The 12,236-nt window shown below is 51.2% G+C and carries 8 protein-coding genes and 1 pseudogene; 7 read left to right on the top strand and 2 right to left on the bottom strand.

Annotated elements, in window-relative coordinates:
* Positions 1-9: 9 nt before the first annotated feature.
* A complete protein-coding gene (gene yibT, locus FEM44_RS11055; protein ID WP_135523851.1) occupies positions 10-222 on the bottom strand; it encodes a protein YibT in 213 nt (70 codons plus the stop codon).
* A gap of 281 nt (positions 223-503) precedes the next feature.
* On the opposite strand from yibT, the pseudogene FEM44_RS11050 reads away from it, so the two are divergent.
* The 7 genes and pseudogenes from FEM44_RS11050 (at position 504) to trmL (ending at position 11,309) form a co-directional block, all read left to right on the top strand.
* Positions 504-865, top strand: a pseudogene (locus FEM44_RS11050) (YibL family ribosome-associated protein).
* Positions 866-1,358: 493 nt separating this feature from the next.
* The gene (locus FEM44_RS11045; protein ID WP_135523845.1) at positions 1,359-2,039 is read left to right on the top strand and encodes a hypothetical protein; all 681 of its coding nucleotides are present in this window, start codon (positions 1,359-1,361) and stop codon (positions 2,037-2,039) included.
* Positions 2,040-2,082: 43 nt separating this feature from the next.
* The gene (locus FEM44_RS11040) at positions 2,083-6,780 is read left to right on the top strand and encodes a YadA-like family protein (RefSeq protein WP_135523844.1); all 4,698 of its coding nucleotides are present in this window, start codon (positions 2,083-2,085) and stop codon (positions 6,778-6,780) included.
* Between the two features lie 389 nt (positions 6,781-7,169).
* Complete coding sequence (gene lldP / locus FEM44_RS11035) at positions 7,170-8,825, top strand: L-lactate permease (RefSeq protein ID WP_135523843.1); 1,656 nt, start codon at positions 7,170-7,172, stop codon at positions 8,823-8,825.
* Positions 8,825-9,601 carry a transcriptional regulator LldR gene (gene lldR / locus FEM44_RS11030; protein ID WP_135523842.1) on the top strand — a complete coding sequence of 259 codons (777 nt, stop codon included), beginning with the start codon at positions 8,825-8,827 and terminating at the stop codon, positions 9,599-9,601. Before lldP ends, lldR begins: the two co-directional genes overlap by 1 nt.
* A complete protein-coding gene (gene lldD, locus FEM44_RS11025; RefSeq protein WP_135523841.1) occupies positions 9,598-10,788 on the top strand; it encodes a quinone-dependent L-lactate dehydrogenase in 1,191 nt (396 codons plus the stop codon). Before lldR ends, lldD begins: the two co-directional genes overlap by 4 nt.
* A gap of 47 nt (positions 10,789-10,835) precedes the next feature.
* Positions 10,836-11,309 (top strand): tRNA (uridine(34)/cytosine(34)/5-carboxymethylaminomethyluridine(34)-2'-O)-methyltransferase TrmL, encoded by a 474-nt coding sequence (trmL, locus tag FEM44_RS11020; protein WP_000932351.1) that lies wholly within the window; start codon positions 10,836-10,838, stop codon positions 11,307-11,309.
* Between the two features lie 55 nt (positions 11,310-11,364).
* On the opposite strand, the gene cysE is transcribed toward trmL, so the two are convergent.
* Positions 11,365-12,186 (bottom strand): serine O-acetyltransferase, encoded by an 822-nt coding sequence (gene cysE / locus FEM44_RS11015; RefSeq protein WP_001277565.1) that lies wholly within the window; start codon positions 12,184-12,186, stop codon positions 11,365-11,367.
* Positions 12,187-12,236 lie beyond the last annotated feature (50 nt).

The following is a 12,236-nucleotide window of genomic DNA, read 5'->3' as shown; positions in this document are numbered from 1 at the left end:
AATGCTCGTTTACTGCTGCCCCTCTACCTGTTTCGGTCGATAAAGACGACGATAATATTCCAGACGTTGGAGATATAACGGTACGCTTTCCTCGGGTATATCGGACGGAAGCGCGTTACGAGGGGGAAGTTTATTCAGATACTCCCGGAACGCCTGGCTTGATGCCATGAAATCTACGGCCTTATCGATAAAAAGAGGAACGTTTTCACCTATTTTGCCCATCATAATATCTCCGTATTACCCCGCGCCGGGAATGCGCGGCCGCCAATTTTAGTGTAGATCCCGGTAAAGATGACATTAAGGAAATTGTGCTGAAACTATAATAATTGCATTCTCATGCTTATCATCCTTCTCTTTGAATTCCTGAATTAATCAACGAGTTGACTGTTTTTCACACACCACAATGATTTCACAAGGAACTATTGCAATGCCATCAGTTGTGTACAACGCACCCCGTCGCGCATACTAGAGGCTATAAATTTATCTCTATCAGAAGTCATCACATGAAAGAAGTCGAAAAAAACGAAATCAAACGTCTTAGCGATCGCCTGGACGCCATTCGCCACCAGCAGGCCGATCTGTCGCTGGTTGAAGCCGCAGACAAATACGCCGAGCTGGAAAAAGAGAAAGCCACACTGGAAGCGGAAATTGCCCGCCTGCGTGAAGTTCATAGCCAGAAACTCAGCAAAGAAGCACAAAAGCTGATGAAGATGCCGTTCCAGCGTGCAATTACCAAAAAGAGCAGGCGGACATGGGCAAGCTGAAGAAAAGCGTCCGTGGGCTTGTCGTGGTACACCCGATGACTGCGCTGGGTCGCGAAATGGAGCTGAAAGAAATGACAGGATTCTCGAATACAGCGTTTTAAGCCGTCGTAACGATAGCCCCGGCAGATTCATGCGGGGCTTTTTTAACATTTCTCCCCCAGCGTCTCCACCTCCCATCCTTATGAAGAATTTTTCTCGGGCTATAATCTGAAAAATATGTTTCAAAGAAACATTTTATATAATTCCCCAGTATGATTTGCGCAAATTATCGCATAATACATATCGCCACTTTGATGAATTAACGACCTTTATCGCAAATTTAGCAATAAATTCATCAACAACATGAATATTAATTCTTCATTAGCATTCCTCTCAAATTTATAAACATTTGACATGCATTCCCCCCCGTTACTAAAATCCGCGAGATTAATATTTTCGGCTACAAAATAAAATTATTTGACATTAAACAACGCATTCGCATTACAAATTAATTCAAAAACCCTCTTTTTAATTTTTTCAGTGAATGCAATGACTGCGAATTATTGGTGCCGAAAATAATTCTTCCCCTCCTGGATAATGAAAAGGAATTCATCCATGAACTACAAAGCATTCTTAAACGCGATAGCCATCTCAGCAGCATGTTCATTGACAGGCTGTGACTATATTGAGAAAGCAAACTTAATAGACGATCTCGCCAAACAGCAAGAGCAACAAAAAAGCAAAATCGAGGCACTCGAAAAACAGCAGCAACAGTATAAAAGCAAGCTTGAACTTTTTGAAAAACAACAAACTGCCATCCTTAACAGCACCAGAACACTTACCGATGTGGTGAAGGTCGTTAAAAATCAACAAGACTCATTTGTCTTTACGGAATTTAACCCAGCACAAACAAAATACTTTATTTTAAATAACGGTTCAGTCGGTTTAGCGGGACGAGTTTTGTCTGTTGATGCTGTCGAAAATGGCAGCATGATTCGGATGTCACTGGTCAATTTATTAAGCGTTCCGGTATCAAATATTGGCTTTAATGCAACATGGGGCGGTGAAAGGCCTACCGATGTAAAAGCTCTGGCCAAATGGCAACAGTTACTTTTCAGCACCACCATGAACTCCACTCTGCAATTAATGCCTGGTCAATGGCAAGACATTAATCTGACCCTGAAAGGGGTATCACCAAATAATCTGAAATACCTGAAGTTGTCTATCAATATGGCCAACATTCAGTTCGACACTCTTCAGCCTGCTGAATCCCGGCAGCGCAAAAGCAAAAAATAAATGCAGCTTCTGCACTTATCTCAAGGAATAGTGAGCAACCATAATGAACAAAATATTTAAAGTTATCTGGAATCCTGCAACGGGGAATTACACGGTTGCCAGCGAAACGGCTAAAGGCCGTGGCAAAAAATCCAGCAGTAGGAAGTTATTCGTTTCTGCGTTAGTCGCTGGGGGGATGCTGTCGTCATTTGGGGCAAGTGCATCTTTCTCAGGAGATGGCGGTAAAATTTCTGACCCCACTGAACTCAGTGATAGCTGGATTGCCATTGGTAAAGATTCAAAAGCATCCTCCACAGGAGGCGGAACTGGAGCTGTTGCGTTAGGGGTAGAAGCTGATGCTTCAGGAGTAGGTGCTACGGCATTAGGTTTCTCCACCAAAGCCACGGGAGAAAAATCTGTCGCGATTGGACAGTTGGCTGAAGCAACTGGTAGCCGTGCCATCGGAATTGGCAGTGGCGCTGAGGCATTCGGAGACTATGGCATTGCAATGGGTTTAGGTGCTAAGGCACATGGTCATTATTCCATAGTTTTTGGGAGAATGGCGGCAGCAACAGCCGAGAACGCTATTGCTCTCGGGAACGAAGCGCAGGCAAATGGATTATATAGCCTGGCAATGGGCGCAAACAGCATAGCTAACGCTGACAATACCGTTGCGTTTGGATATGGAGCTAATGCAACCAAAGCAGGAGCAATGGCTTTCGGTCAGGCAGGAAAAGCAGACGGTTTAAATTCTATTGCGTTGGGTAATAAAAGTCAGTCAAGTGGCGAAAACAATATTGCGCTTGGACAAGAAAGCTTTGCTGGTAGTGAAAAAAGTATTGCGATTGGTAGCCTATCCAGTGTAACCGGTATCAACTCCGTTGCTCTGGGCACAGAGTCTACTGCCGTGGAAGATAATACTGTTTCAGTAGGTAACGACACGCTGCAGCGTAAAATTGTCCATATGGCAAAAGGCGATATTAGCAGTACCAGTACTGATGCCATCAATGGTTCACAGCTTTATGATATCAGTAAGTCAGTTGCAGACCGTCTGGGCGGAGGTGCCTCCGTGAGTACTGCCGGGGTTGTTAACGCCCCTAACTACAAAATGCAAAGTGGTAACTTTAATAATGTTGGCGACGCATTAAAGGGTCTTGACGATAATACGTTGCAATGGGACTCGCTTAAAAAAGTCTACAGTGCAAAACACGGTTCTGATGCCACCAGCAAAATCACCAACGTTACGGCGGGTGAGCTGAACGCATCCAGTACCGATGCGGTTAACGGCTCTCAACTGAAAACCACTAACGACAACGTTCAGATTAACGCTGATAACATCACTACTAACACGGCAAGCATCGCCACTAACACCACCAACATCACCAACCTGACTGATACGGTTAATGGCCTCGGTGAAGATGCGCTAAAATGGGATGACGCCGCAGTCGCATTTAGCGCCGCACACGGCACCGAAGCAACCAATAAAATCACTAACGTGGCAGCAGGCGAGCTTTCTGACATCAGCACCGATGCCGTTAACGGTTCTCAACTGAAAACCACCAACGACAACGTACAGATTAACGCTGATAACATCACTAACCTGACGAGTGACGTTGCGGGTAACACCACCAGCATCACCAACCTGACCAACGACGTTGCGGGTAACACAACCAATATCACCAACCTGACCGACGACGTTGCTGATATCAACAACACGATCACCACGCTCAGCGACGACTCTCTGCGATGGGACAGCACTGCATTCAGCGCCGCACACGGCACCGACACCACCAATAAAATCACTAACGTAGCAGCAGGTGAGCTTTCTGACACCAGCACCGATGCCGTTAACGGTTCTCAACTGAAAACCACCAACGACAACGTGACGACTAACACCACCAGTATTACCAACCTGAGCAGCGATGTCGCCGGTAACACGACCAGTATTACTAACCTGACCAACGACGTTGCCGGTAATACCACCAGCATCACTAACCTGACCGAGGACGTTGCTGATATCAACAACACGATCACCACGCTCGGCGACGACTCTCTGCGATGGGACAGCACTGCATTCAGCGCCGCACACGGCACAGACGCCACCAGCAAAATCACCAACGTGGCTAACGGTGATATTAGCAACACCAGCACCGACGCCATTAACGGTTCACAACTCTATGGCGTGAGCGACTTTGTAGTGGACTCCCTCGGTGGTAACGCAGCACTTAATGCTGATGGCAGCTTCACCGCGCCTACCTTTACCATTGCGGGTAACGATTACACCAACGTGGGTGAGGCTCTGGAAGCTATTAACTCGTCGATGGGTGCTTCACTTGGTGATGCCCTGCTCTGGGATACAGACACAAATGCGTTTAGTGCCAAACATGGCAGTACTGCTACCAGCAAAATCACCAATCTGGCAGCCGGTTCAGTTGCCGAAGACAGCACCGACGCCATTAACGGTGGACAACTCTACGGTGTGAGTACTTCTGTTGCTGAAGCTCTGGGCGGCGGTTCCACAGTGAATTCTGACGGCAGTATCACCGGACCGACTTACTCCATTGCCAACAACGAATACACGAGTATCGGTGATGCATTTGACGCAATCGACTCAACCCTTAACTCAACTCTTGACGATGCCCTGCTCTGGGATACAGACGCAAATGCATTTAGTGCCAGCCACGGCGGTCAAGAAAGTAAAATCACTAACGTTGCAGCCGGTTCAATTGCCGCAGACAGCACCGACGCCGTTAATGGTGGGCAACTCTATGGCGTGAGTAATTCAGTTGTTGAAGCCTTGGGTGGCGGTGCAACCGTGAATGCTGACGGCAGCATTAGTGCGCCGACTTACTCCATTGCCGACACCGATTACAATAACGTCGGTGATGCTCTGGATGCGATTGACTCAACGCTGGATGATGCTCTGCTCTGGGACGCAACCGCCGGTGAAAATGGTGCCTTCAGTGCCAGCCGCGAGGGCAAAGCCAGCGTAATCACTAATGTTGCTAATGGTGACATTTCTGAAACCAGTACCGATGCGATTAACGGTTCACAATTGTTCACCACCAACACGTTGATCAATCAGCAAAATGAGATCATCAACCAGATTGCCGGTAATACCAGCGAGACGTACATCGAAGAGAACGGCGCGGGTCTGAACTATGCGCGTACCAATGACGCCGGTTTAACCTTTATGGATGCCAGCGCCTCAGGTGTCGGCTCTACGGCAGTAGGCTACAACGCTGTCGCTTCCAGAGAAGGCAGTGTCGCGATTGGTCAGAACAGCCGCAGCGACGTTGACACCGGTATCGCACTGGGTAGCGAATCCGTCTCCAGCCGTGTGATTGTTAAAGGTTCTCGTAACACCAGCGTAACCGAAGAAGGCGTTGTGATTGGTTACGACACCACTGACGGCGAACTGCTTGGTGCATTGTCGATTGGTGATGATGGCAAATATCGTCAAATCATCAACGTCGCCGATGGTTCCGAAGCCCATGACGCTGTTACCGTTCGCCAGTTGCAGAATGCGATTGGTGCAGTCGCCACCACGCCGACCAAATACTTCCACGCCAACTCGACGGAAGAAGATTCACTGGCTGTAGGGACTGACTCACTGGCAATGGGTGCAAAAACCATCGTCAATGCTGATGCAGGTATTGGTATTGGTCTGAATACACTGGTGCTGGCTGATGCCATCAACGGTATTGCTATCGGTTCTAACGCACGCGCCAACCATGCAAACAGTATTGCAATGGGTAATGGTTCTCAGACCACTCGCGGCGCACAGACTGGCTACACCGCCTACAATATGGATGCACCGCAGAACTCTGTGGGTGAGTTCTCTGTGGGCAGTGAAGACGGTCAACGCCAGATCACCAACGTCGCGGCGGGTTCGGCAGATACCGATGCCGTTAACGTTGGTCAGCTGAAAGTGACGGATGCGCAGGTTTCCCAGAATACCCAGAGCATTACTAACCTGAATACTCAGGTAACGAATCTGGATACTCGCGTCACCAATATCGAAAACGGTATTGGCGATATCGTAACCACCGGTAGCACCAAATACTTCAAGACCAACACCGATGGCGTAGATGCTAACGCGCAGGGTAAAGACAGTGTTGCGATTGGCTCTGGCTCTATTGCTGCCGCTGATAACAGCGTCGCACTGGGTACTGGCTCTGTGGCAAACGAAGAAAATACGATTTCCGTAGGTTCTTCCACTAATCAACGCCGTATTACTAACGTTGCCGCAGGTAAAAATGCTACCGACGCTGTTAACGTTGCGCAGTTGAAGTCTTCTGAAGCAGGCGGTGTACGTTACGACACCAAAGCTGATGGTTCTATCGACTATAGCAACATCACCCTCGGTGGTGGCAACGGCGGTACGACTCGCATCAGCAACGTTTCCGCTGGCGTTAACAACAACGACGCGGTGAACTACGCGCAGTTGAAGCAAAGCGTGCAGGAAACGAAGCAATACACCGATCAGCGCATGGTTGAGATGGATAACAAACTGTCTAAAACTGAAAGTAAGTTGAGCGGTGGTATCGCCTCTGCAATGGCGATGACCGGCCTGCCGCAGGCTTACACGCCGGGTGCCAGCATGGCCTCCATTGGTGGCGGTACTTATAACGGTGAATCTGCCGTTGCGTTAGGTGTGTCGATGGTGAGCGCCAACGGTCGTTGGGTCTACAAATTACAAGGTAGTACCAATAGCCAGGGTGAATACTCCGCCGCACTCGGTGCCGGTATTCAGTGGTAATGATCCATTAACGAATGGGTAAACGCCAAATTGCCTGATGCGCTACGGCTTATCAGGCCTACAGGGTGATTCTGCACATTCCTGTAGGCCTGATAAAGCGCATCGGGTCAACAGTCTAAGGGCAATTCTCTGATGGGGATTGCCCTTTTCTTTACCAGACATTCTCCCACCTCAAATTGGCCCTACCAATTCTTCGCTTATCTGATCACTGCTTCACAGTTCCTCAATTAAAACTCACATTAACGTTGCCAATACATAACATTTAGTTAACCATTCATTGTCATTATCCCTACACAACAAAATTGGCAGTGCCACTTTTACACAACGTGTGACAAGGAGATGAGCAACAGACTCATTACACGATGTGCGTGGCCTCCAGGAGACCTGCAATGAATCTCTGGCAACAAAACTATGATCCCGCCGGGAATATCTGGCTTTCCAGCCTGATAGCATCGCTTCCCATCCTGTTTTTTTTCTTTGCGCTGATTAAGCTCAAACTAAAAGGCTATGTCGCCGCCACATGGACAGTCGCTATCGCTCTGACCGTCGCGCTATTGTTCTACAAAATGCCGGTCGCCAATGCGCTGGCCTCGGTGGTTTATGGTTTCTTCTACGGTTTGTGGCCCATCGCGTGGATCATTATTGCGGCGGTGTTCGTCTATAAGATCTCGGTGAAAACCGGGCAGTTTGACATCATCCGCTCGTCTATTCTTTCAATAACACCTGACCAGCGCCTGCAAATGCTGATCGTCGGTTTCTGTTTCGGCGCATTTCTCGAAGGTGCCGCAGGATTTGGCGCACCCGTGGCAATTACCGCCGCATTGCTGGTCGGGCTGGGCTTTAAACCACTGTACGCCGCCGGGCTGTGCCTGATTGTTAACACCGCGCCAGTGGCATTTGGTGCGATGGGCATTCCAATTCTGGTTGCCGGACAGGTGACGGGCATCGACAGCTTTGAAATTGGCCAGATGGTGGGTCGTCAGCTACCGTTTATGACCATTATCGTGCTGTTCTGGATCATGGCGATTATGGATGGCTGGCGCGGTATCAAAGAGACGTGGCCTGCGGTTGTTGTCGCGGGTGGGTCGTTTGCCATCGCTCAGTACCTCAGCTCCAACTTCATTGGACCGGAGCTGCCGGACATTATCTCTTCGCTGGTATCGTTGCTCTGCCTGACACTGTTCCTCAAACGCTGGCAGCCAGTGCGCGTTTTCCGCTTCGGCGATCTTGGTGCATCCCAGGTTGATATGACGCTGGCTCACACCGGTTACACGGCGGGTCAGGTGTTACGTGCCTGGACACCGTTCCTGTTCCTGACCGCCACCGTAACGCTGTGGAGTATTCCGCCGTTTAAAGCCCTGTTCGCATCGGGCGGCGCGCTGTATGAGTGGGTGATCAACATTCCGGTGCCGTATCTCGACAAACTGGTTGCCCGCATGCCGCCGGTTGTCAGCGAAGCCACTGCCTACGCCGCCGTATTTAAGTTTGACTGGTTCTCTGCCACCGGCACCGCCATTCTGTTTGCTGCGCTGCTCTCTATCGTCTGGCTGAAGATGAAACCATCAGATGCTATCAGCACCTTCGGCAGCACGCTGAAAGAACTGGCCTTGCCCATCTACTCCATCGGCATGGTGCTGGCGTTCGCCTTTATCTCAAACTATTCCGGGCTGTCGTCAACGCTGGCGCTGGCACTGGCGCACACCGGTCATGCATTCACCTTCTTCTCGCCGTTTCTCGGCTGGCTGGGGGTATTCCTGACCGGATCGGATACGTCATCTAACGCTCTGTTTGCCGCTCTGCAAGCCACTGCCGCACAACAAATTGGCGTCTCTGACCTGTTGCTGGTTGCCGCCAATACCACCGGCGGTGTTACCGGGAAGATGATCTCTCCGCAGTCCATCGCCATTGCCTGTGCGGCGGTTGGCCTGGTTGGCAAGGAGTCAGATCTGTTCCGCTTTACTGTCAAACACAGCCTGATCTTCACCTGTATGGTGGGCGTAATGACCACGCTTCAGGCCTACGTCTTAACGTGGATGATACCGTAATGATGGTTATACCCAGACGCCTGTCAGACGAGGTAGCCTCCCGTGTGCGGGCGCTGATTGATGAACAAAATCTGGAACCGGGCATGAAGTTGCCCGCTGAACGCCAACTGGCGATGCAGCTCGGCGTGTCGCGTAATTCACTGCGCGAGGCGCTGGCGAAACTGGTGAGTGAAGGTGTGCTTCTTAGTCGTCGCGGTGGTGGCACATTTGTGCGCTGGCGCCATGACGCGTGGTCGGAGCAAAACATCGTCCAGCCGCTGAAAACGCTGATGGCCGATGATCCGGATTACAGCTTCGATATTCTGGAAGCCCGCTACGCCATTGAGGCCAGCACAGCCTGGCACGCAGCAATGCGTGCCACACAAGCCGATAAAGAAAAGATACAGCTCTGCTTTGAAGCGACGCTGAGTGAAGACCCGGATCTCGCCTCGCAAGCGGACGTTCGTTTTCACCTGGCAATTGCCGAAGCCTCACATAACATCGTGCTGCTGCAAACCATGCGCGGTTTCTTTGATGTCCTGCAATCTTCAGTGATGCAAAGTCGTCAGCGGATGTATCTGGTGCCACCTGTTTTTTCGCAACTGACTGAACAGCATCAGGCGGTCATTAACGCCATTTTTGCAGGTGATGCCGACGGTGCGCGTAAAGCAATGATGGCGCACCTCAGCTTTGTCCACACCACCATGAAACGATTCGATGAAGATCAGGCTCGCCGGGCACGCATTACCCGCCTGCCCGGTGAGCATAATGAGCATTCGAGGGAGAAAAACACATGATTATTTCCGCAGCCAGCGATTATCGCGCCGCAGCACAACGCATTCTGCCGCCATTCCTGTTCCACTATATGGATGGTGGCGCATATTCTGAATACACGCTGCGCCGCAACGTGGAGGATTTGTCAGAAGTGGCGCTGCGCCAACGCATTCTGAAAAACATGTCCGACTTAAGCCTGGAAACGACGCTGTTTAATGAAAAGTTGTCGATGCCAGTGGCGCTGGCTCCGGTAGGTTTGTGCGGCATGTATGCGCGTCGCGGCGAAGTTCAGGCAGCCAAAGCGGCGGAAGCTCACGGCATTCCGTTTACTCTCTCAACAGTTTCAGTTTGCCCGATTGAAGAAGTCGCGCCAGCTATCAAACGTCCGATGTGGTTCCAGCTTTATGTGCTGCGCGATCGCGGCTTTATGCGTAACGCGCTGGAACGTGCAAAAGCGGCGGGTTGTTCGACACTGGTTTTCACCGTAGATATGCCAACGCCGGGCGCACGCTACCGTGATGCGCATTCGGGTATGAGCGGCCCGAACGCCGCAATGCGCCGCTACTTGCAGGCGGTGACTCATCCGCAATGGGCGTGGGATGTGGGTCTGAACGGTCGTCCGCATGATTTAGGTAATATCTCGGCTTACCTCGGCAAACCGACCGGGCTGGAAGATTACATCGGCTGGCTGGGGAATAACTTCGATCCGTCCATCTCATGGAAAGACCTTGAGTGGATCCGCGATTTCTGGGATGGCCCGATGGTGATCAAAGGGATCCTCGACCCGGAAGATGCGCGTGATGCAGTACGTTTTGGCGCTGACGGGATTGTGGTTTCTAACCACGGTGGTCGCCAGTTGGATGGCGTACTCTCTTCTGCCCGTGCACTGCCTGCCATTGCGGATGCGGTGAAAGGTGATATCGCCATTCTGGCAGATAGCGGCATTCGTAACGGGCTGGATGTCGTGCGTATGATCGCGCTCGGTGCCGATACCGTACTGCTGGGGCGTGCTTTCCTGTATGCACTGGCCACAGCGGGTCAGGCGGGCGTGGCGAATTTGCTGAACCTGATCGAGAAAGAGATGAAAGTGGCGATGACGCTGACGGGCGCGAAATCCATCAGTGAGATTACGCAAGATTCGCTGGTTCAGGGGCTGGGTAAAGAGTTGCCTGCAGCGCTGGCTCCGATGGCGAAAGGGAATGCGGCTTAAGGGTTAGATGAATATCTGCTATCCTGCCCCCGCACTAAGGGGGCAGTATGCTAAACATCGTACTTTACGAACCAGAAATTCCGCCAAATACTGGCAACATCATCCGTCTTTGCGCTAACACCGGCTTTCGTCTGCATATCATCGAACCAATGGGATTTGCCTGGGACGATAAGCGCCTGCGCCGCGCGGGGCTGGACTACCACGAATTTACCGCCGTTACGCGTCATCATGACTACAGCGCGTTCCTCGAAGCAGAAAATCCCCAGCGCCTGTTTGCTCTCACTACAAAAGGTACGCCCGCACATAGCGCCGTAAGCTATCAGGATGGCGACTATCTGATGTTCGGCCCGGAAACACGCGGCCTGCCAGCGAGCATTCTTGATGCCCTGCCCGCTGAACAAAAAATTCGTATTCCGATGGTGCCGGACAGCCGCAGCATGAACCTGTCCAATGCGGTGTCGGTAGTGGTGTATGAAGCCTGGCGGCAGCTGGGGTATCCGGGAGCGGTGTTGAGAGATTAGTTACGCCAGGCCGGATAAGATGCGTTAGCATCGCATCCGGCACGATCACAGAACGTCAGATCCCATCCCCATACTCAAACGTATGGTTAATACCGTTGAAATGCTGGTCCATATCCATTGATGGCTTATCGCTGTCTGGTTTACCGACAATGCGTGCCGGAACGCCAGCGGCGGTAGTATGCGGCGGCACCGGTTGCAGCACCACGGAACCTGCGCCAATCTTCGCGCCGCGCCCAACTTCAATATTGCCGAGAATTTTCGCGCCCGCGCCAATCATCACGCCTTCACGAATTTTTGGGTGACGGTCGCCGCTGGTTTTGCCCGTACCGCCAAGAGTGACGGATTGCAGAATCGACACGTCGTTTTCAATCACCGCTGTTTCACCAACGACGATGCCTGTCGCGTGGTCGAGCATGATACCGCGACCAATTTTTGCCGCTGGGTGAATATCGACCTGAAAAGTCACAGACACCTGATTTTGCAGAAAAATAGCCAGTGCGCGACGCCCCTGATTCCACAGCCAGTGACCGATGCGATACGCCTGCAAGGCATGAAAACCTTTCAGGTATAACAACGGCGTTGAGTATTTATCCACCGCCGGATCGCGGGTACGCACCGCCTGAATATCGCAGGCCGCAGAAGCGATCATTTCCGGGTCGGCGGCATAGGCTTCTTCCACCACTTCGCGGATAGCAATGGCAGGCATGATTGGCGATGACAGCTTGTTCGCCAGCATGTAGCTCAGGGCACTGCCAAGGTTTTCGTGCTTGAGTAGCGTCGCGTGGTAAAAACTGGCCAGCATTGGCTCACAGTCCGCCAGCGTTCTGGCTTCAGCTTTAATATTGTTCCAGACAATTTCCAGTTCTTCACACGACATTGCTTACTCCACACGATGAGATAATGACCGGCCCGTTCTGCGCGGGCCGG

The organism is Escherichia sp. E4742, from assembly GCF_005843885.1.
In the GTDB taxonomy this organism is placed as follows: Bacteria; Pseudomonadota; Gammaproteobacteria; order Enterobacterales; family Enterobacteriaceae; genus Escherichia.
This window is presented reverse-complemented; position numbering and strand designations above follow the sequence as displayed.

Coding starts and splice junctions, on each gene's coding strand:
- yibT (WP_135523851.1), bottom strand. CDS start 222: ATGGGCAAAATAGGTGAAAACGTTCCTCTTTTTATCGATAAGGCCGTA.
- FEM44_RS11040 (WP_135523844.1), top strand. CDS start 2,083: ATGAACAAAATATTTAAAGTTATCTGGAATCCTGCAACGGGGAATTAC.
- FEM44_RS11045 (WP_135523845.1), top strand. CDS start 1,359: ATGAACTACAAAGCATTCTTAAACGCGATAGCCATCTCAGCAGCATGT.
- lldP (WP_135523843.1), top strand. CDS start 7,170: ATGAATCTCTGGCAACAAAACTATGATCCCGCCGGGAATATCTGGCTT.
- lldD (WP_135523841.1), top strand. CDS start 9,598: ATGATTATTTCCGCAGCCAGCGATTATCGCGCCGCAGCACAACGCATT.
- lldR (WP_135523842.1), top strand. CDS start 8,825: ATGATGGTTATACCCAGACGCCTGTCAGACGAGGTAGCCTCCCGTGTG.
- trmL (WP_000932351.1), top strand. CDS start 10,836: ATGCTAAACATCGTACTTTACGAACCAGAAATTCCGCCAAATACTGGC.
- cysE (WP_001277565.1), bottom strand. CDS start 12,186: ATGTCGTGTGAAGAACTGGAAATTGTCTGGAACAATATTAAAGCTGAA.